The sequence below is a fragment of the Streptomyces sp. NPDC014656 genome (assembly GCF_043084305.1).
Taxonomy (GTDB): domain Bacteria; phylum Actinomycetota; class Actinomycetes; order Streptomycetales; family Streptomycetaceae; genus Streptomyces.
Genome location: NZ_JBIBZN010000007.1, coordinates 265,720 through 289,955, shown reverse-complemented (window position 1 = coordinate 289,955; position 24,236 = coordinate 265,720). Strand labels below are relative to the sequence as shown.

At 73.0% G+C, this 24,236-nt stretch carries 21 protein-coding genes and 1 riboswitch; of the genes, 5 read left to right on the top strand and 16 right to left on the bottom strand.

Annotated elements, in window-relative coordinates; translation table 11 throughout:
- The 10 genes from ACF1ED_RS18925 to ribD form a co-directional block, all read right to left on the bottom strand.
- Positions 1–1,053 carry a hemolysin family protein gene (locus tag ACF1ED_RS18925; RefSeq protein ID WP_391761794.1) on the bottom strand — a complete coding sequence of 351 codons (1,053 nt, stop codon included), beginning with the start codon at positions 1,051–1,053 and terminating at the stop codon, positions 1–3.
- Complete coding sequence (locus ACF1ED_RS18920) at positions 1,050–2,387, bottom strand: hemolysin family protein (RefSeq protein ID WP_391761792.1); 1,338 nt, start codon at positions 2,385–2,387, stop codon at positions 1,050–1,052. Before ACF1ED_RS18920 ends, ACF1ED_RS18925 begins: the two co-directional genes overlap by 4 nt.
- 267 nt (positions 2,388–2,654) lie before the next feature.
- On the bottom strand, positions 2,655–3,107 hold the full coding sequence (locus ACF1ED_RS18915) for a PH domain-containing protein (protein ID WP_391761790.1): 453 nt from the start codon (positions 3,105–3,107) through the stop codon (positions 2,655–2,657).
- Between the two features lie 42 nt (positions 3,108–3,149).
- Complete coding sequence (gene hisG, locus ACF1ED_RS18910) at positions 3,150–3,998, bottom strand: ATP phosphoribosyltransferase (protein ID WP_391761788.1); 849 nt, start codon at positions 3,996–3,998, stop codon at positions 3,150–3,152.
- A gap of 50 nt (positions 3,999–4,048) precedes the next feature.
- The gene (locus ACF1ED_RS18905; RefSeq protein WP_031005643.1) at positions 4,049–4,321 is read right to left on the bottom strand and encodes a phosphoribosyl-ATP diphosphatase; all 273 of its coding nucleotides are present in this window, start codon (positions 4,319–4,321) and stop codon (positions 4,049–4,051) included.
- Positions 4,322–4,367: 46 nt separating this feature from the next.
- Positions 4,368–4,865 carry a 6,7-dimethyl-8-ribityllumazine synthase gene (gene ribH / locus ACF1ED_RS18900; RefSeq protein WP_391761786.1) on the bottom strand — a complete coding sequence of 166 codons (498 nt, stop codon included), beginning with the start codon at positions 4,863–4,865 and terminating at the stop codon, positions 4,368–4,370.
- Between the two features lie 31 nt (positions 4,866–4,896).
- Positions 4,897–6,177, bottom strand: a complete 1,281-nt coding sequence (locus ACF1ED_RS18895; protein WP_391761784.1) for a bifunctional 3,4-dihydroxy-2-butanone-4-phosphate synthase/GTP cyclohydrolase II — start codon at positions 6,175–6,177, stop codon at positions 4,897–4,899.
- Positions 6,174–6,809 carry a nicotinamide riboside transporter PnuC gene (locus ACF1ED_RS18890; RefSeq protein ID WP_391761782.1) on the bottom strand — a complete coding sequence of 212 codons (636 nt, stop codon included), beginning with the start codon at positions 6,807–6,809 and terminating at the stop codon, positions 6,174–6,176. Before ACF1ED_RS18890 ends, ACF1ED_RS18895 begins: the two co-directional genes overlap by 4 nt.
- Positions 6,806–7,414 (bottom strand): riboflavin synthase, encoded by a 609-nt coding sequence (locus ACF1ED_RS18885; RefSeq protein ID WP_391761780.1) that lies wholly within the window; start codon positions 7,412–7,414, stop codon positions 6,806–6,808. Before ACF1ED_RS18885 ends, ACF1ED_RS18890 begins: the two co-directional genes overlap by 4 nt.
- 2 nt (positions 7,415–7,416) lie before the next feature.
- On the bottom strand, positions 7,417–8,493 hold the full coding sequence (gene ribD, locus ACF1ED_RS18880; protein ID WP_391761778.1) for a bifunctional diaminohydroxyphosphoribosylaminopyrimidine deaminase/5-amino-6-(5-phosphoribosylamino)uracil reductase RibD: 1,077 nt from the start codon (positions 8,491–8,493) through the stop codon (positions 7,417–7,419).
- A gap of 173 nt (positions 8,494–8,666) precedes the next feature.
- A riboswitch (FMN riboswitch) is annotated at positions 8,667–8,797 on the bottom strand.
- A 245-nt stretch (positions 8,798–9,042) separates the two neighbouring features.
- On the opposite strand from ribD, the gene ACF1ED_RS18875 reads away from it, so the two are divergent.
- A complete protein-coding gene (locus ACF1ED_RS18875) occupies positions 9,043–11,412 on the top strand; it encodes a chitinase C-terminal domain-containing protein (protein ID WP_391761776.1) in 2,370 nt (789 codons plus the stop codon).
- Positions 11,413–11,529: 117 nt separating this feature from the next.
- Here the strand turns inward: ACF1ED_RS18875 and ACF1ED_RS18870 are convergent, their stop codons facing one another.
- Positions 11,530–12,654, bottom strand: coding sequence for an ROK family transcriptional regulator (locus ACF1ED_RS18870; protein WP_391761774.1), 1,125 nt, complete (start codon positions 12,652–12,654; stop codon positions 11,530–11,532).
- 129 nt (positions 12,655–12,783) lie between these two features.
- Between ACF1ED_RS18870 and ACF1ED_RS18865 the strand changes: the two genes are divergently transcribed.
- From ACF1ED_RS18865 to ACF1ED_RS18855, 3 genes are all read left to right on the top strand, one after another.
- Positions 12,784–14,004: an MFS transporter gene (locus ACF1ED_RS18865; RefSeq protein WP_391761772.1), complete on the top strand. Its 1,221-nt coding sequence runs from the start codon at positions 12,784–12,786 to the stop codon at positions 14,002–14,004.
- Between the two features lie 112 nt (positions 14,005–14,116).
- Entirely contained in the window at positions 14,117–15,538 is a 1,422-nt protein-coding gene (locus tag ACF1ED_RS18860) for a uracil-xanthine permease family protein (protein WP_391761770.1), read from the top strand.
- 73 nt (positions 15,539–15,611) lie between these two features.
- Positions 15,612–16,319 carry a DUF5995 family protein gene (locus tag ACF1ED_RS18855; RefSeq protein WP_391761768.1) on the top strand — a complete coding sequence of 236 codons (708 nt, stop codon included), beginning with the start codon at positions 15,612–15,614 and terminating at the stop codon, positions 16,317–16,319.
- A 44-nt stretch (positions 16,320–16,363) separates the two neighbouring features.
- Here the strand turns inward: ACF1ED_RS18855 and ACF1ED_RS18850 are convergent, their stop codons facing one another.
- From ACF1ED_RS18850 to ACF1ED_RS18835, 4 genes are all read right to left on the bottom strand, one after another.
- Positions 16,364–18,064, bottom strand: a complete 1,701-nt coding sequence (locus tag ACF1ED_RS18850; RefSeq protein WP_391761767.1) for a flavin monoamine oxidase family protein — start codon at positions 18,062–18,064, stop codon at positions 16,364–16,366.
- A 62-nt stretch (positions 18,065–18,126) separates the two neighbouring features.
- Positions 18,127–18,933, bottom strand: a complete 807-nt coding sequence (locus ACF1ED_RS18845) for a carbon-nitrogen hydrolase family protein (protein WP_391761765.1) — start codon at positions 18,931–18,933, stop codon at positions 18,127–18,129.
- Positions 18,934–19,283: 350 nt separating this feature from the next.
- Complete coding sequence (locus ACF1ED_RS18840) at positions 19,284–19,739, bottom strand: Lrp/AsnC family transcriptional regulator (protein ID WP_383459568.1); 456 nt, start codon at positions 19,737–19,739, stop codon at positions 19,284–19,286.
- A gap of 10 nt (positions 19,740–19,749) precedes the next feature.
- Complete coding sequence (locus tag ACF1ED_RS18835; protein ID WP_391761763.1) at positions 19,750–21,216, bottom strand: amino acid permease; 1,467 nt, start codon at positions 21,214–21,216, stop codon at positions 19,750–19,752.
- Between the two features lie 366 nt (positions 21,217–21,582).
- Between ACF1ED_RS18835 and ACF1ED_RS18830 the strand changes: the two genes are divergently transcribed.
- On the top strand, positions 21,583–22,578 hold the full coding sequence (locus tag ACF1ED_RS18830) for a GDSL-type esterase/lipase family protein (RefSeq protein ID WP_391761761.1): 996 nt from the start codon (positions 21,583–21,585) through the stop codon (positions 22,576–22,578).
- A gap of 84 nt (positions 22,579–22,662) precedes the next feature.
- Here ACF1ED_RS18830 and ACF1ED_RS18825 read toward each other — a convergent pair whose 3' ends face one another.
- Positions 22,663–24,105 carry a GuaB1 family IMP dehydrogenase-related protein gene (locus ACF1ED_RS18825; protein WP_391761759.1) on the bottom strand — a complete coding sequence of 481 codons (1,443 nt, stop codon included), beginning with the start codon at positions 24,103–24,105 and terminating at the stop codon, positions 22,663–22,665.
- Positions 24,106–24,236: the final 131 nt, after the last annotated feature.

Below are 24,236 nucleotides of genomic sequence, written 5' to 3'. Positions count from 1 at the left end.
CTAGGCGACGGGCGACGGGGCGGGGCCCAGCCGGTGCGCGGGGTCGCGGACCTCGCCCACCAGCGTCTCCAGGACGTCCTCCAGGGCGACCAGGCCGAGGACCCGGCCGGAGGCGTCGGCGACCTGCGCGAGATGGGTCGCCGCCCTCCGCATCACGGTGAGGGCGTCGTCCAGCGGCAGCTCGGCGCGGAGCGTCGCCATCGGGCGCCACAGCTGCTGCGGCACCGCCCGCTCCCGCTCCTCCAGGTCCAGCACGTCCTTGACGTGCACGAAGCCGAGGAAGACGGCCTGCCGGCCCTCGGCGCGGACCGGGAAGCGGGAGTAGCCCGTCCGCACGGTCAGCTCCTCGATCTCCCGCGGGGTGGCCGACGGCGGGACGGTGACGAGCGCGGCGGCCGGGATCAGGACGTCGGTGACCGGGCGGCTGCCCAGCTCCAGGGCGTCCTCCAGGCGCTCCTGCTCGGCCGGGTCGAGGAGTCCGGCCTGGCCGGCGTCCTCGACGAGCCGGCCGAGCTGGGCGCTGGTGAAGACGGCCTCCACCTCGTCCTTCGGCTCGACCTTGAAGGCCCGCAGGACCAGGGCCGAGCAGGCCCCCAGGGCGGCCGTGACCGGCCGGCAGAGCCGGGCGAAGCCGACCAGGGCGGGGGCGAGCAGGAGCGCGGTCCGCTCGGGCGCCGCCATCGCCAGGTTCTTCGGGACCATCTCGCCGATGACGAGGTGGAGGAAGACGACCACGGCGAGGGCGATCACATAGCCGAGCGGGTGGATGAGGCCGGCCGGCACGCCGACGTAATGGAAGGCCGGTTCGAGGAGGTGGGCGACGGTCGGTTCGGCGACCGCTCCGAGGGTGAGCGAGCAGACGGTGATGCCGAACTGGGCGGCCGCCATCATCCGCGGCAGGTTCTCCAGCCCGTACAGCACCTGCGTGGCGCGGGTCCCGCCGAGCGGCTCGATCTGGCTGCGGCGGACGGAGACGAGCGCGAACTCGGCGCCGACGAAGAAGCCGTTGGCCAGGACGAGGAGGAGGGCGAGGAGGAGTTGCAGGGTGTTCATCGGACCGCCTCCGCCATCGGCACCGGGGCGGTGCGCACGATCCGGACCCGCTCGGCCCGGAAGCGGTCGACCCGGCGGACGGAGAGCCGCCAGCCGGGCAGTTCGGCCCGGTCGCCGGGGGCCGGGATCCGGCCGAGGAGGTCGGCGACGAGCCCGGCGACGGTCTCGTACGGGCCGTCGGGCACGTCGAGGCCTATCCGGCGCAGCGTGTGGACCCGGCAGGAGCCGTCGGCCTCCCAGGCCGGGCGGCCGTCCTCGGCGGGCGCGGCGGCCAGCTCGGGACGGGCCTCGGCCGCGGGGTCGTGCTCGTCGCGGACCTCGCCGACCAGTTCCTCGACGATGTCCTCCAGGGTGACCACGCCGGCCGTGCCGCCGTACTCGTCGACGACTACGGCGATCGGCTGCTCGCGGCGCAGCCGCTCCAGGAGGGCCTGGACGGGCAGCGACTCGGGGACCAGGAGCGGCGGGACGGCGATCCGTCCGACGGAGGTCCGCGGGCGGGCGTCGGGGGCGACGGCGAGCGCGTCCTTGAGGTGGACCATGCCCACGACCTCGTCGATGCGGTCCCGGTAGACGGGGAAGCGCGAGAGGCCGGTGGCCCGGGTGAGGTTGAGGACGTCGGCCGCGGTGGCGTCCCACTGGAGGGCGCTGACCTTCACGCGCGGGGTCATGACCTGCTCGGCGGTGAGGCCGGCCAGGGACAGGGTCCGGACGAAGAGGTCGGCGGTGTCCTGTTCGAGGGCGCCGGCCCGGGCCGAGTGCCGGGCGAGGGATTCCAGCTCGCCCGGGGTGCGGACCGAGTCCAGCTCCTCGGTGGGCTCGACGCCCAGGGCGCGGACCAGTCCGTTGGCCACCCGGTTGAGCAGGGCGATCACCGGCCGGAAGGCGGCGGAGAAGCGGCGCTGCGGGGCGGCCACGAAGCGGGCGACCTGGAGCGGCCGGGAGACCGCCCAGTTCTTGGGGACCAGCTCGCCGACGACCATCTGCACGGCCGAGGCGAGGAGCATGCCGATCACCACGGCGATCCCGGAGACGGCGCCCGGGGGGAGCCCGGTGGCGGTCAGCGGGGTGCGCAGCAGGCCGGCGAGGGCGGGCTCGGCGAGCATGCCGACGATCAGCGAGGTGAGGGTGATGCCGAGCTGGGTGCCGGAGAGCTGGAAGGACAGCTCGCGCAGCGCCGAGACGACGGTGCGGGCGCGGCGGTCACCGGCGGCCGCGGCCCGCTCGGCCTCCGCGCGCTCGACGGTCACGAGACCGAACTCGGCGGCGACGAAGAAGCCGTTGGCGAGGATCAGGAGGAAGGCCGCCAGGAGGGGCAGCAGGGAGACGATCATGCCGCCGCCTCGTCGGGAGAGGGGGCGGCGCAGGTACTACCGGACGATCCGTCCATTGCCGGAGGGAGTCACTCCTCGGGTCGAAGGGTGGCCTCGCCGGCCGCCGGCGGCGGCCCTGCACGCGCGAGGCGGTGGTGCGTCCGGCACCACCGCCTCAAGAGTAGTCACGCACGGGCCCCGCGTGGCAGGGGGGACGCCCCGGATGGGGGACGCACCGGGGTTCTCCCGGTCCGCCGGCTCGGGGCCGCCCCGGCTCCGCGTCGGGGCTCAGGCCGCCTCGGCCCCGGTGCCGCGGCTGTCCGCGAGGGCCCGCAGGGCGCGGGCGTCCCTGATGGCGGACTCCCTGGCGATGCCGGGCTGGATGCCGAGGGCCGGGAGGCTGGTGCCGTCGCTGAGGTCGAGGAAGACCCACGGGTCGCCGGGACGCAGGTTGACGCGGAGGATCTCCGCCCAGGCAAGGCGCCGGGTGCGGGTGATGTTGACGACCGTGACGCCCTCGCTGTCGGCGACGACCTTGGGGCGGCTGAGCATCACCAGCACCCCGAGGAAGAGCGCGGCGGTGAAGACGAAGCTGGCCCGCTCGCCCGGGCCGAGCCGCTCCAGCATCAGCGCCACCGCGGTGATCGCCGCGAACATGACGGCGCCCACGGTCAGCAGGACGGCGCGGGTGCGGCCCGGCCGGAAGGTGACCGGGAGGGCGGGCGTGGGCGACTCGGACATCGGGGTTCCTCGGTGCCGTGGGTGGTACGGGGCCGGACGCCGTCAGAGGCGGCAGGCGTGGATCGCGGTGGTGAGGATCGCGCGGGCGCCGATCTCGTACAGGTCGTCCATGATCCGCTGCGCCTCCTTGGCGGGGACCATCGCGCGGACGGCGACCCAGCCCTCGTTGTGTAGCGGGGAGACGGTCGGCGACTCCAGGCCCGGGGTGAGGGCGACGGCCTGCTCCAGGTGCTCGGCGCGGCAGTCGTAGTCCATCATCACGTAGCTGCGGGCGACGAGGACGCCCTGGAGGCGGCGCAGGAACTGCTGGACCTGCGGGTTCTCGGTCTCGGCACCGTGGCGGCGGACGACGATCGCCTCGGACTTCAGGATCGGCTCGCCGATCACCTCCAGTCCGGCGTTGCGCAGGCTGGTGCCGGTCTCGACGACGTCGGCGATGACCTGGGCGACGCCCAGCTGGATCGCGGTCTCGACGGCGCCGTCCAGGTGCACGACGGAGGCGTCGATGCCCTGGTCGGCGAGGTGCTTGGCGACGATGCCCTCGTAGGAGGTGGCGATCGTCATCCCGCCGAAGTCCTCCGGGCCGTTCGCGGTGCCCGGGCGGGTGGCGTAACGGAAGGTGGAGCGGCCGAAGTTCAGCGCCAGGATCTCCTCGGCGCTGGCGCCGGAGTCGAGGAGCAGGTCACGGCCGGTGATGCCGATGTCCAGCTTCCCGGACGCCACGTAGATGGCGATGTCCTTCGGCCGCAGGTAGAAGAACTCGACCTCGTTGTCGGGGTCGATGACCACCAGTTCCTTGGACTCCTTGCGCTGGCGGTAGCCGGCCTCATGGAGCATGGCCGACGCAGGTCCGGAGAGGGAACCCTTGTTCGGGACGGCGATGCGCAGCATGGGGTGGGCTTCCTTTGCCTGGGAGTGGTGGGAGACGGCGGGGGCGTGCTTCAGAGGTGGGCGTAGACGTCGTCGAGGGAGATCCCGCGGGCGACCATCATCACCTGGACGTGGTACAGCAGCTGCGAGATCTCCTCGGCGGCCGCCTCCTTGCCCTCGTACTCGGCGGCCATCCAGACCTCGGCGGCCTCTTCGACGACCTTCTTGCCGATGGCATGGACGCCCTTGCCGACCAGCTCGGCGGTGCGGGAGGTGCTGGGGTCGCCGTTGGCGGCCTTGAGCTGGAGCTCGGTGAAGAGCTCTTCGAAGGTTTTGTTCGCCATGATGTCCTTAGGGTACGGCTTCGCCGGGGAGCTCCGTAGCCGGGGTTCACTCCGTGGACGTGCGCCAGGGCTCGCTGACCGTGCGGAGGATGGTGGCGGTGGCGACGGCGGCGGTGACCGCTTCGTGCCCCTTGTCCTCGTTCGATCCCTCCAGGCCGGCGCGGTCCAGCGCCTGCTCCTCGTTGTCACAGGTCAGTACGCCGAAGCCGACGGGCACGCCGGTGTCGATGGAGACCTGGACCAGGCCCTGGGTGACGCCCTGGCACACGTAGTCGAAGTGGGGGGTGCCGCCGCGGATGACCACGCCGAGGGCGACGATCGCGTCGTAGCCGCGCTCCGCGAGCACCTTGGCCACGACGGGCAGTTCGAAGCTGCCCGGGACGCGGAGCAGGGTGGGCTCGTCGATGCCGAGTTCGGACAGGGCGCGCAGGGCGCCGTCCACGAGTCCGTCCATGATCTTCTCGTGCCACTGCGCCGCGATGACCGCGACCCGGAGGTCGCCGCAGTTCTTCACGCTGAGGACGGGTGCGCCCTTGCCGCTCATGTCTCTCCTAGCCGGTTTCGTACGTACGTGCTTACTGGTTGCCGCAGGTGGAGGCCGGGGAGCCGTCCAGCCAGGGCAGGTCGTGGCCCATCCGGTCCCGCTTGGTGCGCAGGTAGCGGAGGTTGTGCTCGCCCGCCGTGACGGGCATCGGCTCGCGGCCCTCGACGGCGAGGCCGTGCCGGGTGAGGGCGTCGATCTTGTCGGGGTTGTTGGTCATCAGCCGGAGGCTGCGGACGCCGAGGTCGACGAGGATTCGCGCGCCGGCCGCGTAGTCGCGGGCGTCGGCGGGCAGGCCGAGCTCCAGGTTGGCGTCGAGGGTGTCGCGGCCGCGCTCCTGGAGTTCGTAGGCGCGCAGCTTGGAGAGCAGGCCGATGCCGCGCCCCTCGTGGCCGCGGAGGTAGACGACGACGCCGCGGCCGGCCGCCTGGACGCGCTCCATGGAGGCCTGGAGCTGGGGGCCGCAGTCGCAGCGCAGCGAGTGGAAGACGTCACCGGTCAGGCACTCGGAGTGGACCCGGACGAGGACGTCCTCGCCGTCGCCGATCTCGCCGTGGACGAGGGCGACGTGCTCGACGCCGTCGACGGTGGAGCGGTAGCCGTAGGCGGTGAAGTCGCCGTGGGCGGTGGGGAGGTGGACCTCGGCCTCGCGGCGGACGGTCGGCTCGGCGGAGCGGCGGTAGGCGATCAGGTCCTCGATGGAGATGATCGTCAGGCCGTGCTTGCGGGCGAAGGGGATCAGCTCCGGCAGGCGGAGCATCACGCCGTCCTCGCCGGCGATCTCCACGATCGCGCCGGCCGGCCGCAGGCCCGCGAGGCGGGCGAGGTCGACGGCCGCCTCGGTGTGCCCGGGGCGGGCGAGGACGCCGCCCTCGCGGGCCCGCAGCGGGAAGACGTGGCCGGGGCGGACGAAGTCGGAGGGCTCGTGGCGGCCGCTCGCGAGCATCCGGAGGGTGGTGGCGCGGTCGGCGGCGGAGATGCCGGTGGTGACGCCGTGCTCGGGGCTCGCGTCGACGGAGACGGTGAAGGCGGTCCGCATGGACTCGGTGTTGTGCTCGACCATCTGCGGGAGGTGGAGGCGCTCCAGCTCCTCGTGCTCCATGGGGGCGCAGATCAGGCCGCGGCACTCGCTCATCATGAAGGCGACGACCTCGGGGGTGGCCTTCTCTGCGGCGATGACGAGGTCGCCCTCGTTCTCGCGGTCCTCGTCGTCGACGACCACGACGGGGCGGCCGGCGGCGATGTCGCGGACCGCCTGCTCCACGGGGTCGAGGGAGAGGTCCTCGGTGTCCCAGACGGACGGGGCGCTGCTCATGCGGGGGCTCCTTCCAGAGCGGGGGCGGTACGCGTCCGGAGCCACCAGTCGCGCATGCCCCAGAGGACGAGCGCGCCGTAGAGGACGTAGACGAAGCCGGAGAAGGCGTAGCCGTTGGCGAAGTTCAGCGGGACGCCGACGAGGTCGACGAGCAGCCAGGCGAACCAGAACTCGACCATGCCGCGGGCCTGGGCGTACATGGCGACCACGGTGCCGACGAAGATGTACGCGTCGGGCCAGGGGTCCCACGAGAGGGTCGGGAACGCCTCGAAGAGGAGGGCGACGGCGACGGTGCCCGCGGCGGCCGCGGCGATCATGGCGCCGCGCTCGCGCCAGGTGGCGAAGCGGACCGCGATGTGGCCGTCGGCGCCGCCCTGCTTGCCGCGCTGCCACTGCCACCAGCCGAAGACGGCCACCAGCATGACGACGACCTGCTTGCCGGCGCTGCCGGTGAGGTGGCCGAAGAAGGCGCCGAAGAGCACGAGTCCGGCGAGGAACTGGACGGGCCAGGTCCACACGGAGCGGCGCCAGCCGAGGGTGAGGGCGACGAGCCCGAAGACGTTCCCGACCATGTCCGACCAGATGATGCGCTGGCCGAAGAGGGTGAACGCCTCGGAGTTGAGCCAGTTCACTTGACGTTCTCCCGTGCGGTCGGGCCGAGCAGCCGCTCGACGTACTTGGCGATGACGTCCACTTCGAGGTTGACCGGGGCGCCGGGGCCCTTGTGGCCCAGGGTGGTCAGGGCGAGCGTGGTGGGGATGAGGCTGATGGTGAACCAGTCGTCGCCGACCTCGACCACGGTGAGGCTGACGCCGTCGACGGTGATGGAGCCCTTCTCGACGACGTAGCGGGCGAGGGGGGCCGGGAGGCCGACCCTGACCAGCTCCCAGTGCTCGGAGGGGGTCCGCTCCAGGACGGTGCCGGTGCCGTCCACGTGGCCCTGGACGATGTGGCCGCCGAGGCGGCCGCCGACGGCCATGGGGCGCTCCAGGTTGACCCGGGAGCCGGGCTCCAGGGCACCGAGGGAGGACCGCTTGAGGGTCTCGGCCATGACGTCGGCGGTGAACTCGCCGCCAGCGGTCTCGACCACGGTCAGGCAGACGCCGTTGACGGCGATCGAGTCGCCGTGGCGGGCTCCCTCGGTGACCAGGGGGCCGCGGAGGCGGAAGCGCGAGGCGTCCGGCAGCTGCTCGACGGCGACGACCTCGCCCAGCTCTTCGACGATTCCGGTGAACACGGTCAGGCTCCCTGGATGGTGGCGGTGATGCGGAGGTCGGTGCCGATGCGGGCGGTCTCGGTGACGTCGAGCCGCAACGCGTCGGTGAGGGTGGTGATCCCGGCGTCGGCGAGGGCGTTCGGGCCCGCGCCGAGGAGGACCGGGGCGAGGTAGCCGACGACCTGGTCGACGGCGCCCGCGGCGAGGAAGGCGGCCGCGAGGGTGGGGCCGCCTTCGAGGAGGACGGAGCGGACGCCGCGCGCGTGGAGGGCGTCCAGGAGGGCGGGGACCGAGAGGCCGCCGGCCTCGGCCCTGGGGAGGCGGACGACGTCGGGGAGCGCGGTCGGCGCGTCCTCGGCGACGGCGATCAGGGTGGGGGCGGCGTCGTCGAGGACGCGGGCGCCGGGCTTCACGGCGGCGGCCTCGGTGTCGACGACGACCCGGAGCGGCTGGACGGCCCCCTCGACGCCGCGCACGGCCAGGTGGGGGTCGTCGGCGCGGGCGGTGCCGGAGCCGACGACGACGGCGTCGGCCTCGGCGCGCAGCCGGTGGACGTCGGCGCGGGACTCGGCGGAGCTGATCCAGCGGGAGGTGCCGTCGGCGGCGGCGATCCGGCCGTCGAGGGTGGCGGCGTACTTCCAGCGGACGAAGGGGCGGCCGGTGCGGACGGAGGTGAGCCAGGCGAGGTTGCCGGCCTCGGCCTCGGCCTCCAGGAGGCCCCGCTCCACCGCGACGCCGGCCGCGCGCAGGGTCTCGGCGCCGCCCGCGGCCTGCGGATTCGGGTCGGCGACGGCGTGGACGACGCGGGCGACGCCGGCCTCGATCAGGGCCTGGGCGCAGGGGCCGGTGCGGCCCGTGTGGGCGCAGGGTTCGAGGGTGACGTACGCGGTGCCGCCGCGGGCGAGGACGCCCGCCGCGCGCAGGGCGTGCACCTCGGCGTGGGGGCCTCCGGCGCGCTGGTGCCAGCCCTCGCCGACGACGTGGCCGGAGGCGTCGGTGACGACGCAGCCGACGACGGGGTTGGGGCTGGTGGCGCCGAGTCCGCGGGCGGCGAGCTCCACGGCGCGTCGCATGGCGGTGATGTCGGCCTGCCGGTCCACCGGGTCCTCCTGCCTCTTCGGGCACGGACTCCGGGGCCTGTCGATGACGACAGAGGAGCGGGTAGGCCGCCGCGCAGGGGGTATGCCGGTACGGCCGGAGGTCCACGGGTGCCCCGACGGAACGCGGCCACCAGCGGACGTACGGCCGGCACACCCCTGTCGGGGGTCGCCCGCCGCGCACTGCCTCCCATCCGGACTTTCACCGTCGGTCCAGGAATCTCACCTGGTCAACCGACCGCTGGCTTGCGGACGGGTCGCGGACTATACCGCCGGTTCGGAATTACACCGACCCCGGAGTGCGCTGCTGCTGATACAGGGCCAGTGTGCCACGCCCTGTCAACGGGCATGCACACGACTCCTGTGCGATGGCTCACACGTTCCCACGGAATTCCCTTTTGGTCCAGACCTATTGACGCACTGGTCTAGTCCTCTTAATGTCCGTGTCACCTCCGAGGAACGGCCCGCCGGTGTGCGCACGCCCCGGGCCCAACACGTACCACCCCCTTGTTCGTTGCGTGTTTCTTCACCCTCCCCGAGGAGGACCAGATCGTGCTGTCCCCCACGACCAAGAGAGCGTCGCTGCTCGCGTCCGGTGCCGCCGTCGCCGGCCTGCTGCTCAGCTCGCTCGCCGGAGGCGTCTCGTACGCCGCCGACAACGAGAGCTGTCGCCCCGACGGCCTGTACAAGACGCCCGGCGTCGACGTCCCCTACTGCTCGGTCTACGACACCGAGGGCCGCGAGAAGATGGGCGCCGACCACCAGCGCCGCGTCATCGGCTACTTCACGGGCTGGCGCACCGGAAAGAACGGCGAGCCCGCCTACCTCGCCAACAACATCCCGTGGGACAAGATCACCCACATCAACTACGCCTTCGGCCACATCGGCGGCGACAACAAGCTCTCGGTCGGCACCGACGGCCCGGACAACGCGGCCACCGGCATGACCTGGCCCGGCGTGGCGGGCGCCGAGATGGACCCGGCCCTCCCCTACAAGGGCCACTTCAACCTGCTGAACAAGTTCAAGAAGCAGCACCCCGACGTGAAGACGCTGATCTCGGTCGGCGGCTGGGCCGAGACCGGCGGCTACTTCGCCGACAACGGCGACCGGGTGAACTCCGGCGGCTTCTACTCGATGGCCACCAACGCCGACGGCTCGGTCAACCAGGCCGGCATCGACACCTTCGCCACCTCGGCGGTCGACTTCATCCGCACGTACGGCTTCAACGGCGTCGACATCGACTACGAGTACCCGACGACCATGAAGGACGCGGGCAACCCGCTCGACTGGACCTTCGCCAACGCGCGCCGCGCCGGCCTGGTCCAGGGCTACGCGGCCCTCATGAAGTCCCTGCGCGAGAAGCTGGACAGGGCCGGCGCCGCCGACGGCAAGCACTACCTGCTGACCGTCGCCGCCCCGTCCTCCGGCTACCTGCTGCGCGGCATGGAGACCTTCCAGGTCCAGAAGTACCTGGACTACGTCAACATCATGTCGTACGACCTGCACGGCGCCTGGAACGAGTACGTCGGCCCGAACGCCTCGCTCTTCGACGACGGCAAGGACGGCGAGCTCGCCGCCGCCAACGTCTACGGCTCCTCCCAGTACGGCGGCATCGGCTACCTCAACACCGACTGGGCCTACCACTACTTCCGCGGCTCCATGCCGGCCGGCCGGATCAACATCGGCCTGCCCTACTACACCCGCGGCCACAAGAACGTGCAGGGCGGCACCGACGGCCTGTGGGGCAAGGCCACCGCGGCCACCTGCCCGGCCGGCGCCGGTCTGACCAAGTGCGGCGACGGCGCCGTCGGCATCGACAACCTGTGGCACGACAAGGACACCGCGGGCAAGGAGTCGCCCGCCGGCTCCAACCCGATGTGGCACGCCAAGAACCTGGAGAAGGGGATCGTCGGCGACTACGTCACCAAGTACGGCTTCCCCGCGAACACCACCCTGACCGGCACCTACGCCCGCAAGTACGACTCGACCCTGGTCGCGCCGTGGCTGTGGAACGCCGAGAAGAAGGTCTTCCTCTCCACCGAGGACGAGCAGTCCGTGGCCGCCAAGGCCGACTACGTGGTCGGCCGCGGCATCGGCGGCACCATGGTCTGGGAGATGGCCGGCGACTACTCCTGGAACGCCGCCAAGGGCCAGTACGAGATGGGCTCCACGCTCACCTCGCTGATGTACGACAAGTTCAAGGCCGCCACCCCCTACGGCGCCAAGAAGTCGAACAAGGCGCTGCCGGCGCAGGCCGTGAACATCGAGACCGCCTTCACCGAGTTCAAGCTGGGCGACTCGAACTACCCGATCACCCCCAAGGTGAAGATCACCAACCGGACGAACACCACGCTGCCCGGCGGCACGGAGTTCCAGTTCGACTACGGCACCTCGGCCCCGGCCAACGCCTCCGACCAGTCCGGCTTCGGCACCAAGGTCGTCAGCAGCGACCACACGGGCTCCAACGTCGGCGGCCTGAAGGGCGACTTCCACCGGGTCTCGCTGAAGCTCCCGGCCTGGCAGACCCTCGCCCCCGGCGCCACGGTCGAGCTGTCCTTCAACTACTACCTGCCGGTGTCCACCCCCTCCAACTGGACGGTGAACATCAACGGCACCACGTACGCCCTCGCCGGCGACCTGGCGCGCGGCACGACGACCGTGGAGCCCGGCACGGGCACCACGCCGCCGACCACCCCGCCCACCACGCCTCCGACGACCCCGCCGACCACTCCCCCGACCACCCCGCCGACGACGCCGCCCACGGGCTGCACCGCCCCGGCGTACGCGGCCGGCACGGTTTACAACGCGGGCAACGAGGTCTCCCACAAGGGCCACAAGTGGAAGGCCCAGTGGTGGACCCAGAACGAGGAGCCGGGCACGACCGGCGAGTGGGGGGTCTGGAAGGACCTCGGCACCTGCTGACGCGCCACCCCTGAAGAACCCCCGGCGGCGGACTCACGGCCCTTGGCCGCCGCCGGGCCGCACCCTCCGCGCCGCGCCCCCCTGTCCGGGGCGCGGCGCGGTCGTGCGTGCGGGGCCCTACGGGAAGAGGGCCTCCTGGGCCGCGTCCCGGGCCCGCAGCAGCGCGCCGCGCAGGACGGCCGCGTCGCCCAGGGTGGTGGCGCGGACCTCGGTGCGCAGCGGGGAGAGCGCGGCGAGCTCGGCCTCGACGCGGGCGGCCAGCTCCGGGCCCCCCTGGTGGCCGGTCTCGCCGGCGAGGACCACGCAGCCGGGGTCGAGGACGGCCGCGATCGCCGCCGCGCCGACCGCGAGCCGGCGGGCGAGGGCGTCGAGGAAGGGACCGTGGCCGGAGCCGAGGGCCCCGGCCGGGTCGAGTCCGTGCTCGGCCGCGAGGGCCTCGACGGCGGCCACGCAGGCCAGCTCGTGGAAGCCGCCGTCGCAGCCGGTGGCCGAGGGCAGCCCGGAGGTGCCGGGCACGGGCAGGAAGCCGATCTCGCCGGCGCCGCCCGAGGCGCCCCGGCGCAGCCGTCCGCCGAGGACCACGGCGGCGCCCACGCCCTGGCCGAGCCAGAGCAGCACGAAGTCCTCGCGGCCCAGGGCCGCGCCCTCGCGCAGTTCGGCGACGGCGGCGAGGTTGGTCTCGTTCTCGACGAGCACGTGGGCGGGGAGCCGCTCCTGGAGGACGGCGACGAGCCGGCGGTGCCAGGCGGGCAGGCCGGTGGAGTCGCGGAGCTCCCCGGTGGCGGGGTCGATGAGGCCGGGGGCGCCGACGGCCACGGAGTGCAGCCGCTCGACGCCGGCCTCCCGGGCGGTCAGCTCCAGGAGGGCGACGGCCTTCTCGACGGCGGGGCCGGTGCCGGCGTCCTCGCCGACCGGGACGGCGGCCTCGGCGAGCGGGGCGCCGAGCAGGTCGGTGACGGTGACGGTGACCGAGCGGGTGCGGACGTCGAGCGCGGCGAGGTGGGCGCGGTCGGCGACCAGTCCGTACAGCTTGGCGTTGGGGCCGCGGCGCTCGGCGCCGGCCTCGCCGACGACGTGCACGAGGCCCGAGCCGCTGAGCCGCTCGACGAGGTCGGCGACGGTGGGCCGGGAGAGCCCGGTGAGGGTCTTGAGCTGGGCTGCCGTCAACGGGCCCTCGTCCTGGAGCAGGCGCAGGGCGAGCCGGTCGTTGATGGCCCGGGCGGTGCTCGGGGATGCGGCCATGCGGGGATCCTCTCAGACGCTTCCCCGCCGCCGTCCCTCCGGACCACTATTTATCAGGCAGGGTTCCTGATAGTTTACGGGCCGTCATCAGCTGACAGAACTCAGATTCCATCATCCCGGGGAGGACCCATGGCGGCGGAGACCGTCCTCAGCTCCGAACGGCTCCGACGGGCCCGCTTCGCCGTCGCCGCCGTCTTCTGCGTCCACGGCGCCGTGACCGGCAGCTTCGCCACCCGGATCCCCTGGATCCAGGAGCACGCCGGGGTGAGCGCCGGCCAGCTCGGCCTCGCGCTCGCCTTCCCCGCCCTCGGCGCCTCGCTCTCGATGCCGCTGGCCGGCCGGATCAGCCACCGCTTCGGCGCCCGCACCGCGCTGCGCGGGCTGCTCGCGCTGTGGACGCTCGCGCTCACCCTGCCCTCGCTCGCGCCGAACGTCTGGGGCCTGTGCGCGGCGCTCTTCGTCTACGGCGCCACGGCCGGCATGTCCGACGTGGCGATGAACGCGCTCGGCGTCGAGACCGAGAACCGGCTCGGCCGCTCCATCATGTCCAGCCTGCACGGCATGTGGAGCGTGGGGGCGCTGCTCGGCTCGGCGGCCGGCACCGTCGCCGCCCACCTCGGCGGCGACGCCCGGCTCCACCACCTGATCGCCGCGCTCGTCCTCACCGTCCTCGGCCTCGCCTTCTGCCAGGGCGTCCTCGACCCGGCGCCCGCCGAGGAGGAAGAGGCCCCGCCGCGCTTCGCGCTGCCCCCCAGGTCCGCCCTGGTGATCGGCGCGATCGGCTTCTGCGCGGTCTTCGCCGAGGGCGCCAGCCTCGACTGGTCGGCCGTCTACCTCCGCGACGAGCTGGGCGGCTCGGCCGGTCTCGCCGCCGCCTCCACCACCGCCTTCGCGCTGACCATGGCCGTGGCCCGGCTCGTCGGCGACCGGGTCGTGGACCGCTTCGGCGCGGTCCGCACGGTACGGGTCGGGGGCGTGGCCGCCACCCTCGGCGGAGTGCTGGTCGTCCTCGCCCCGAACGCCGCCACGGCGATGGCCGGATTCGGGCTGGTGGGCCTCGGGGTCGCGGTCGTCGTCCCGCTCGCCTTCGCCGCCGCCGCGCGCAGCGGCCCGAACCCGAGCCAGGCCATCGCGGGCGTCGCCACCATCACCTACACCTCGGGGCTCGTCGCCCCGTCCGCGATCGGCGGGATCGCCGACGCCACCTCGCTGGTCTTCTCGTTCGGCCTGGTCACGGCCCTCTCCTTCGGCCTGGTCCTCGGCGCGGGCGTGCTGCGGAGCGCTTCCCGGACCGCCACGGCCGCGCCGGCGGGGACGGACGCGGCGAAGAGCGCGGGCCCGGTGGGCTGAGCCCGCCCGGGGGCGCCGGCGCCCCCGCCCCGGCCGGTTCCGGCGCATACCATGTGGCTGATCTTCTGCGGCCCCGACACGGCCGCCGGAACCGGAGAACGGGAGCGACCTCATGAAACTCGGCGTGCGCTGGACCCTGCACGGGGACGGGAGAACGCCCGCCCCCGGGGCCGTCGTCCGCCCCGACGAGCGGCTGTCCTGGCCCCGTACGGCCGGTCTCGGCGCACAGCACGTGGTGGCCATGTTCGGGGCGAGTTTCGTCGCACCGGTGCTGATGGGCCTCGACCCGAACCTCGCGATCATGATGTCCGGTGTCGCCACCGTCATCTTCCTCCTCGCGACGCGCGGCACCGTCCCCTCGTACCTCGGCTGCTCGCTCTCCTTCGTGGGCGTCGCCGCCGCGATCCGGGCCTCCGGCGGCAGCAGCGCCACCGTGACCGGCGCGGTCCTCGTGGTCGGCGCGGTGCTCTTCCTCGCCGGTCTCGCGGTGCGGAGGTTCGGCGCCCGCATCATCCACGCGGCGATGCCGCCGGTGGTCACCGGAGCCGTCGTCATGCTGATCGGCTTCAACCTGGCGCCGGTCACCGCCTCCACGTACTGGCCGCAGGACCAGTGGACGGCGCTCCTGGTGATGCTCTTCACCGGTCTCGCCGTGGTCTGCCTGCGCGGCTTCTGGTCCCGGATCGCGATCTTCCTCGGCCTGGTCTTCGGCTACGCCCTCTCCTGGGTGCTCGACCTGGTCTTCGGGAAGATCCACTCGATGTCGCCGTCCGGCCAGGTCACCGACCACTGGCGGCTCGACCTCTCCGGCGTCGGCGAGGCCGACTGGATCGGCCTGCCGTCCTTCCACGGCCCCAGCTTCGAGTGGTCGGCGATCCTGGTCGCGCTCCCCGTCGTCATCGCCCTGATCGCCGAGAACGCCGGCCACGTCAAGGCCGTCGGCGAGATGACCGGCGACGACCTCGACGACAAGCTGGGCACCGCGATCGCCGCCGACGGCGCCGCGTCCGTGCTGTCGACCGCCGTCGGCGGCCCGCCGAACACCACGTACTCCGAGAACATCGGCGTCATGGCCGCCACCCGCGTCTACTCCACGGCCGCCTACTGGGCCGCCGCCGGCTTCGCGCTCCTCTTCGGGCTCTGCCCCAAGTTCGGCGCGGTCGTCGCCGCCATCCCCGGCGGGGTCCTCGGCGGCATCACCGTCATCCTCTACGGCATGATCGGCCTGCTCGGCGCCCAGATCTGGATCAACGCCAAGGTCGACCTGCGCAACCCGCTCAACCTGGTCCCGGCCGCCGCCGGCATCATCATCGGCGTCGGCGGCGTGAAGCTGACCTTCACCGACACCTTCGAGCTGGGCGGCATCGCGCTCGGCACGATCGTCGTCATCACCGGCTACCACGTGCTGCGGGCCTTCGCCCCGGCCCACCTGAAGGCCGCGCCGACGGAGCAGGAGCCGCTCCTCGACTCCGGCACCAGCTCGTACGAGAAGGAGCCGTACGAGAACGGCTCCGGCGACACGGCGAAGAGCTGAGGTATTCGCCCGTTCCGGCGAAGCCGGGCCCGGGAGGCTCCCTCCCTGGCCCGGCGGCTGGAAGTCTGCCCCCATGGCGCAGACCCAGTGGGCGGAAGAGCGGATCGGGCAGTTCGTGGCGGTCGACCCCGTGGTGGACCGGATGCGGTCGCTGCGGGCGGGCTGGCACCCGGCCGACGGGGTCGCCGTCTTCAACCGGGTGTACCTCACCGTCACCGAGGAGATCGGCCACGCCATCGAGGCGGGCGCCTTCGAGGACCGGCGGGCGGCGGCCACCCTGGACGTGCGCTTCGCCGAGCGCTACCTCGCCGCCGTCGACGCCCACGCGTCGGGCCGCCCGGGGCCGGCCTGCTGGCGGCCCCTCTTCCACTACCGCCGCCACCCCGGCGTGACCCCGCTGCAGTTCGCGCTCGCCGGGATCAACGCCCACATCGGGCACGACCTGGCGCTCGCCGTCGTCGACGCCTGCGCCGCCCTGGAGTGCGCGCCGGCGGACCTGGAGGACGAGTTCGACCGGGTCGGCGACGTCCTCGTCCTCCTGGAGGAGCGGATCCGCGAGGAACTGATGCCGGGCCCGGACCTCCTGGAGATCGCGGACCCGCTGACGCACCTGCTCGGCTGCTGGAGCCTGGACCGGGCCCGCGACGGGGCCTGGCTGGCCGCCCGCTCGCTGTGGCAGCTGCGGGCGCTGCCCGGGATCGCGGGCGAGTTCACCGAACGGCTCGACCGCTCGGTGGGCCTGGTGGGGCGGATGCTGCTCACGCCCCTGGCCAGGCCCTGACCGCCGTACGGAACCGGCCCCCGAGGGCTCGGCCCCCTACGGACTCAGTCCTCCGGCAGCTCGACCGGGGCGATCTCGTCGTAGACGTCGCCCGGGCCCGGGTTGGTGCCGTCGGTGGCGCCGCCGAAGTGGTGCATCACGCCCCACACCGCGTTCAGCGCCGTCTGCACCGCGCCCTCGGCCCAGCCGGCCGTCCAGGAGATGTCGTCGCCGGCGAGGAAGATGCCGCGCTTGTCCTCGGGCAGGCGGTCCTGCATGAAGTGGGTGAACAGGCGCCGCTGGTAGCGGTAGTGGCCCGGCAGGTTGGCCTTGAAGGCGCCCATGAAGTAGGGCTCGTTCTCCCAGGAGACCGTCACCGGGTTGCCGATGATGTGCTTCCGGATGTCGACCTTCGGGTAGATCTCGCCGAGCGACTTCAGCATGACCTCCATCCGCTCGTTCGCGGAGAGCGGCAGCCACTTCAGGCTGTCGTCGCACCACGTGTACGAGAGGCAGATGACGGCCGGCTTGTCCGGGCCGTCGTCCAGGAGGTAGGTGCCGCGGGTCATCCGGTCGGTGAGCGTCATCGACATGACGTCCCGCCCGGTCTCCTCGTCCTTGTCCAGCCAGAACGGCCGGTCGACGGGGACGAACAGCTTCGACGACTCCATGTAGTGGGTGCGCTCGATCGCCGTCCAGTGGTCGATCGGGAAGAGCGAGTCGTCGCAGGCGATCTTGGAGAGCAGCATCCAGGACTGGGCGGTGAAGATCGCCGCCTGGTAGGTGCGGATGTCGCCGGAGGCGTCCGTGACGGTGATCCGGTTGCCCGCGGTGCGGTTCAGCCGGGTGACGGCCGGCTTCGGCTGCCCGCCGTCGTGCAGCGAGGCCAGCGAGGTGCCCTGCGCCCAGTGGACGATCTTCTCCGGCTCGCGCTCCCACAGGCGCAGCGGCAGCTGCTGCGAGCCGCCGACGATGCCGCGGTGGTGGTCGTCGGCCTCGGTGTAGACGACCCGGAGGATCTCCAGGATGGAGTTGGGGAAGTCGGTGTCCCAGCCGCCGGTGCCGAAGCCGACCTGGCCGAAGATCTCGCGGTGCCGGAAGGACTTGAAGGCCTCGGACTCGCAGAGGAAGCCGTAGAAGGTCTGGTTGTCGAGCTTCTCGACGAGCTTCGCCCAGATCTCGCGGATGCGCGGGACGTCGCGCTCGCGCATGGCGCGGTTCATGTCGGAGAAGTCGGCGCCCTCGTCCAGGCACTTGTTCCACGCGGCGGCGACGTCGCGGTAGACCTGCGGCAGGTCGTCGACGGTCTCGGCGTAGTGCGACTCGCCCTTGAGGTCGACGACGGTCGAGGGGGTGGCCTCGGCCAGCGGGTTCGGGAACGGCGTGGTCTCCAGGCCGACCAGGTCGATGTAGTGCTGGAGCGCGGTGGAGGAGGGCGGGAAGCGCATCGCGCCCATCTCCGCCGTCAGCCCCTCGGTCTCCGGGCCCTCGAAGCCGACCGTGCGCAGCCGTCCGCCGATCTGGTCGGCCTCGTAGACGACGGGCTTGAGGCCCATCTTCATCAGCTCGTACGCGGCGATGATCCCGGACAGGCCGCCGCCGACGACCGCGACCTCGGCGCCGTGCTCGGTCGCGGGTATCTGGCCGAGACCGGCCGGGTGGGCCAGGAAGTCGTCGTAGGCGTACGGGAAGTCCGGGCCGAACATGGTGATCGGCGGCTGCTGCTCGTCGGCGTGCTCGACGGCGTTGGGCACGGTGGACGTCATGGGGTACGGACTCCTTGCACGGGGGTGGGGCGGGAGGTGGAGGGGGGCGGGGCGGGGGCCGCTCAGACGAGGGAGCCGTACAGGCCCGGCCTGCGGTCGCGGAGGTACGGGTTCTCCGCGCGGGAGGCCGCCAGGGCCTCGGTGTCGACGTCGCCGACGACCAGGTCCTCGCCCCGGCCCGCCCGGGCGCGGGCGGTGCCGTCGGGGCCGGCGAGCACCGAGAGGCCGACGAACTCGAAGTCGCCCTCGGCGCCGGCGCGGTTGGCGTACGCGATGTACAGCTGGCTCTCGAAGGCGCGCACCGGGACCACGGACAGCGGCACGATCTCGGCCGGGTGCATGAGGGCGGTCGGCACGAGGAGGAGGTCCGTGCCGGCCAGCGCCTGCGCGCGGACGTTCTCGGGGAACTCGACGTCGTAGCAGATCATCAGGCCGACGGTGAGGTCGCCGATGCGGGCCTGGACGAGGGGCTGGTCGCCGGGGGTGAACCACTTCAGCTCGAAGTCGCCGAAGAGGTGGGTCTTGCGGTAGTGCGCGAGCGGGGCGCCGTCGGCGCCGAAGAGCGCTGCGGCGTTGTAGATCACGCCGTGCCGCTCGGTGTCCCGCTCCGGGTAGCCGTAGCCGACGGCGAGGCCGTGGCGGGCGGCGGTCTCCGCGACCGCGCGGGCCGAGGGGCCGTCGGACGGCTCGGCCAGGCGGGCGATGTCGGCGCCGATGGCGTAGCCGGTGAGGAAGAGCTCGGGGGCGAGCAGCACGTCCGCCCCCGCGGCGGCGGCCCGTCCGGCGGCCTCGTCGAGGATCCGCAGGTTGGCGGTCACGTCGCCGAGCCGGCCGGAGCTCTGGAGCAGGGCGGTGCGCACCGTGGGCATGCTGAACCTCGTGGGGGCGGAGGGAAGGGAGGGGCGTCTGCGGGAGACGTCCAAAACGGTACGGTTCCGGGCTCGGCCGGGACAAGACGGGACCGTTGCGGACCGACCGTCGAACCGTTGCGCGATGTACGAGCTGGGCGGCGATTCGTTGCGCGGCGACCGGCCCGGGGGCGCACGCGCTCCGCGACCGGCGGCGCACCCCCGGGCGGGCCGTTCCCCGAGGCCGGGCACCGTGGCGCCGGCCCGGCGCCCCAGCGGCCCTCCGGCGCGTCGGGGACGAAGGGCCACGGCCGGGGCGGGCGGCTCCGGCGCGGTGCCTCGGGAGCCCCCGTACCGGCGGTGGCCACCGGTCAGGCGGGTGAGCCCGAGGAGAAGCGCCGCAGCAGCGGGGAGAGCACCAGGACGGACTTGGTGCGCTCCACGAAGGGCTCGCCCGCGATCCGCTCCAGGACGCGCTCGAAGTGGCGCATGTCGGAGGCGAAGACCTGGACGACGGCGTCCGCGTCACCGGTGACGGTCGACGCGGACACCACCTCCGGGTACCGCTCCAGACCTCGCCGGATGTCGTTGGGCGAGGTGTTGTGGCGGCAGAAGATCTCGACGAACCCCTCCGTCTCCCAGCCGAGCGCCGCCGGATCCACCCGCACGGTGAAGCCGGTGATGGCGCCCTCGGCCCGGAGCCGGTCCACGCGCCGCTTCACGGCGGGGGCGGAGAGCCCGACGAGCGAGCCGATGTCGGCGTAGCTGCGGCGGGCGTCCTCCGCGAGGGCGTGGACGATGCGTTCGTCGAGGTCGTTGAGTCGCACTACGGGTGGATCACTTCTCTGCGTGTGTGGCCAGTCGGGAGCGGCGCATGCCGTACACGAAGTAGAACACGAGGCCCACGGCCATCCAGGCACCGAAGTACACCCAGGTGATCAGGTCGAGGCTGTACATGCTGTACCCGCAGCAGAGGAAGCCGAGCACGGCGAAGACCGGGCCGAAGGGCACCTTGAAGGAGCGCTCCATGTCGGGGCGGGTGAAGCGGAGCACCACGACGGCGATGTTGACCAGCGCGAAGGCGAAGAGGGTGCCGATGCTGGTGGCGTTCACCAGCTCGCCGAGCGGGACGACGGCCGCGAGGCCGCCGCAGAGCAGCGAGACGATGAGGGTGTTGGTGCGCGGGGTGCCGGTCTTCGCGTCGACCTTGCCGAAGACCTTCGGCACGAGGCCGTCGCGGGACATCGCGAAGAGGATGCGGGTCTGGCCGTAGAGGACGGTGAGGACCACGCTGGCGATGGAGATCACGGCGCCGGCGGCGAGCAGGGTGCCCCAGAAGCTCTGTCCGGTGACGTCGTTCATGATCGCGGCGAGGGTGGCGTCGGTGCCCGCGAACTTCTTCCAGTCCCAGGCGCCGACGGCGACGGCCGCGACGAGGACGTACAGCGCGGTGACGATGACGAGCGAGAGCATGATCGCCCGGGGCAGGTCGCGCTTGGGGTTCTTGGCCTCCTCGCCGGCCGTGGAGGCGGCGTCGAAGCCGATGTACGAGAAGAAGAGGATGGCGCCGGCGGCGCCGACGCTGCCGATGCCGAGCGGCATGAAGTCGGAGTAGTTGCCCGACTTGAAGCCCATGAAGCCGACGGCGCAGAAGAGCACCAGAGCGGCGATCTTCACCATGACCATGATCGTGTTCGCGCGGGCCGACTCCTTGGCGCCGCCGAGCAGGAAGAGCATCGCGAGGACGACGACTATCAGCGCCGGGAGGTTGAAGACGCCGCCGTCACCGGGCGGCGCGCTGAGCGCGTCCGGGAGCGTGACGCCGATCGTGCCGTCGAGCAGCTCGTTCAGGTACTCGCCCCAGCCGACGGCCACGGCGGCGACCGAGACGCCGTACTCGAGCATCAGGCACCAGCCGCAGACCCAGGCGACGAGCTCGCCCAGCGTTGCGTACGCATACGAGTAGGAGGAGCCGGCGACCGGGATGGTGCCGGCCAGCTCCGCGTACGAGAGGGCCGAGAAGAGCGCGGTGAGGCCGGCGAAGACGAAGGCGAGCGTCACGGCCGGGCCGGCCTCGGGGACCGCCTCGCCGAGGACGACGAAGATGCCGGTGCCGAGGGTGGCGCCGATGCTGATCATGGTCAGCTGCCACATGGAGAGCGAGCGGCGGAGAGTGCCGCCCTCGCCCTGCCCACCCTCCGCGACCAGGCGTTCCACCGGCTTGCGGCGGGTGAGGGCGGTCAGGACGGTGGTCTTGCGGGCGGTCGTGTCCTCGACCGGTGGGGCTGCGCCGTGATCCAGCACTGCGGAGGCTCCTTATCGCTGCCTGTCGGTACGACGGGGACCGCGACGGACGCGTGCCGGGTCCGTGGGCACGCCGAAGCAGCCCGCGGGGGCAGGGAGACCGCCGAGCAGGCGGTCCCCGCCACTCCTGGTACGAGGGATGAGCCTAGCGTCCGGATTCGCATCCGTAACGCAGTGTTCTTGCGCAACGGCGGATGATCATTGCGCACTTCGGGCCCGGGCGGGGAAACATTGCGCGCCCCCGCATGAATCGACACATCCGGGTACAGGACGGGTGTGCGCGGAGCGGGGGCCGGACCCGGTGCGCGTGCCTTGACTCCTCGGTCCGCGTGGACCACCCTGCACCCGGCCGACCGGAGGTGCCGTGTGAGCTGGCTGGAGCCCGAACCCTTCCTGCGCGGCACCGCCTGGCGGGACGGCGACCGGCCGGTCCGCGCCGACCCCGCCGACCTGGAGCGGCTGCCCTGGGACATCGCGGAGCGGGCCGCGCTGCCGATCGGGGTGCGGGTGGAGTTCCGCGCGCGGCCCGGCACCTCGGCGGTGGAACTGCGCTACCGGGCGGCCGTCCCGGCGGCCGGGGACGAACTGCGGTCGCTGCGGCACGCGTTCGCGCTCTGGCAGGACGACCGGTGCGTCACCGAGGTCTTCGCGGAGCCGGCGGAGGAGGCCACGGTACGGCTCCGGCTCCCGCCCGGCGGAGGGGAGTTCACCGTCCACCTGCCGGAGGCCCAGGCGCCCGTCGTGCGCGGCGTGCGGGCCGTCGGCGGGGCCCTGGCGCCCGCGGCCCCCCGGCCGCGCTGGCTGGTCCACGGCGACTCCATCACCGAGGGCTGGTGGTCCACCCGGCCGGCCCACTCCTGGCCGGCGGCGGCGGGGCGCGCGCTGGGGCTCGACCCGGTGAACCTGGGGTACGCGGGCGGGGCGCGCGGCGAGCTGCCGCTGGCGGAGCAGCTGTCCCGGCTGCCCGGCGAGCTGATCACCCTGGCCTTCGGCACCAACTGCTGGGACCGGGCGCCCGCCACGCCCGAGTGGCTGCACGCGACGGTGCTGGCCTACGTGCGGCTGATCCGGCGGGGGCACCCGCGCACCCCGCTGCTCCTCGTCTCCCCCGTGCTGCGCCCGGCGGCCGAGCACACCCGCAACGCCCTGGGGGCGACGCTGACGGAGCTGCGGCGGGCGATGGAGCGGGCGGGGCGGGAGCTGGTGGCCGCGGGCGACGACCGGCTCCTCGTGCTGCCGGGCCGGCCCCTGCTGCGGCCCGAGCACCTGGCGGACGGGCTCCACCCCAACGACGCGGGGCACGCGGTGCTGGGGCGGGCGGTCGCGGGGGCGCTGCGCGGCTCCGTCGCGGAGAACGCCTGAGCCCGCACCCCGTACGGAGGCGTACGGGGTGCGGGCTCGGGCGCGGAAGGTCCGGGCGCGGCAGGGGCCGGGCCCGCGGGAGGGTCAGCTCCAGCTGGCGTGGAGGGGCTTGCCCTCGGCGTAGCCGGCGGCGGACTGGATGCCCACGACGGCCTTGTCCTCGAACTCCGCCAGGGTGCTCGCGCCCGCGTAGGTGCAGGAGGAGCGGACGCCCGCGATGATCGAGTCGATCAGGTCCTCGACGCCCGGGCGGGCCGGGTCGAGGAACATCCGCGAGGTCGAGATGCCCTCCTCGAAGAGCGCCTTGCGGGCGCGGTCGTAGGAGGACTCGTCGGAGGTCCGGTTGCGCACCGCGCGGGCGGACGCCATGCCGAAGGACTCCTTGTAGGCGCGGCCCTGGGCGTCCTCGTGGAGGTCGCCGGGGGACTCGTACGTCCCGGCGAACCAGGAGCCGATCATCACGTTGGACGCGCCGGCGGCGAGCGCCATGGCGACGTCGCGCGGGTGGCGGACGCCACCGTCGGCCCAGACGTGCTTGCCGTACTTCTTCGCCTCGGCGGCGCACTCCAGGACGGCCGAGAACTGCGGGCGGCCGACACCGGTCATCATGCGGGTGGTGCACATGGCGCCGGGGCCCACGCCGACCTTGATGATGTCGGCGCCGGCCTCGATGAGGTCCTTGACGCCCTCGGCGGCGACGATGTTGCCCGCGACGATCGGGACCCGCGGGTCGAGCGCGCGGACGGTCCGGATGGCGGAGATCATCGACTCCTGGTGCCCGTGGGCGGTGTCGATGACGAGCGTGTCGACGCCCGCGTCGAGGAGCAGCTTGGCCTTGCCGGCCACGTCGCCGTTGATGCCGACGGCGGCGGCGATCCGCAGCTTGCCGTCCGCGTCCACGGCCGGGGTGTACAGGGTGGCGCGCAGGGCGCCCTTGCGGGTGAGGATGCCGACCAGCTTGCCGTCCGCGTCCACGGCGGGGGCGTAGCGGCGGTTGGCGCCGTCGAGGACGTTGAAGGCCTCGCGGGGGTCGATGTCCGCGTCCAGCAGGAGGAGGTCCTTCGCCATGACCTCGGAGAGCTGGGTGAAGCGGTCGACGCCGGTGAGGTCCGCGTCGGTGACGACGCCGACGGGGCGGCGGTGCTCGTCGACGACCACGCCGGCCTCGTGGGCCCGCTTGGGCAGCAGCGCGAGGGCGTCGGCGACGGTCTGGTGCGGCTCCAGGACGATGGGGGTGTCGAGGACCAGGTGGCGGCTCTTGACCCAGGAGATGACCTCGGTGACGACCTCGATCGGGATGTCCTGGGGGATGACGACGAGGCCGCCCCGGCGGGCCACCGTCTCGGCCATGCGGCGGCCGGCGATCGCGGTCATGTTGGCGACGACCAGGGGGATCGTCGTGCCGGTGCCGTCCGGCGCGGAGAGGTCCACGGCCTGGCGGGAGCCGACGGCCGAGCGGCTCGGCACCATGAACACATCGTCGTACGTGAGGTCGTACGGCGGCTTGACGTCATTGAGGAAACGCACGTGCTGACATCCCAGTCGTTCGGATCGGCCCCTAGGCATTTCAGCCAGGGGAAAAAGCACGTAGTTCATTGTCCCACGCCGGTACGCATACCACTCCCGGGCGAATCCTCCGAGGCTCGCGACCGGGCCTT

Coding starts and splice junctions, on each gene's coding strand:
- ACF1ED_RS18925 (WP_391761794.1), bottom strand. CDS start 1,053: ATGAACACCCTGCAACTCCTCCTCGCCCTCCTCCTCGTCCTGGCCAAC.
- ACF1ED_RS18920 (WP_391761792.1), bottom strand. CDS start 2,387: ATGATCGTCTCCCTGCTGCCCCTCCTGGCGGCCTTCCTCCTGATCCTC.
- ACF1ED_RS18915 (WP_391761790.1), bottom strand. CDS start 3,107: ATGTCCGAGTCGCCCACGCCCGCCCTCCCGGTCACCTTCCGGCCGGGC.
- hisG (WP_391761788.1), bottom strand. CDS start 3,998: ATGCTGCGCATCGCCGTCCCGAACAAGGGTTCCCTCTCCGGACCTGCG.
- ACF1ED_RS18905 (WP_031005643.1), bottom strand. CDS start 4,321: ATGGCGAACAAAACCTTCGAAGAGCTCTTCACCGAGCTCCAGCTCAAG.
- ribH (WP_391761786.1), bottom strand. CDS start 4,865: ATGAGCGGCAAGGGCGCACCCGTCCTCAGCGTGAAGAACTGCGGCGAC.
- ACF1ED_RS18895 (WP_391761784.1), bottom strand. CDS start 6,177: ATGAGCAGCGCCCCGTCCGTCTGGGACACCGAGGACCTCTCCCTCGAC.
- ACF1ED_RS18870 (WP_391761774.1), bottom strand. CDS start 12,654: ATGGCCGCATCCCCGAGCACCGCCCGGGCCATCAACGACCGGCTCGCC.
- ACF1ED_RS18865 (WP_391761772.1), top strand. CDS start 12,784: ATGGCGGCGGAGACCGTCCTCAGCTCCGAACGGCTCCGACGGGCCCGC.
- ACF1ED_RS18860 (WP_391761770.1), top strand. CDS start 14,117: ATGAAACTCGGCGTGCGCTGGACCCTGCACGGGGACGGGAGAACGCCC.
- ACF1ED_RS18855 (WP_391761768.1), top strand. CDS start 15,612: ATGGCGCAGACCCAGTGGGCGGAAGAGCGGATCGGGCAGTTCGTGGCG.
- ACF1ED_RS18850 (WP_391761767.1), bottom strand. CDS start 18,064: ATGACGTCCACCGTGCCCAACGCCGTCGAGCACGCCGACGAGCAGCAG.
- ACF1ED_RS18845 (WP_391761765.1), bottom strand. CDS start 18,933: ATGCCCACGGTGCGCACCGCCCTGCTCCAGAGCTCCGGCCGGCTCGGC.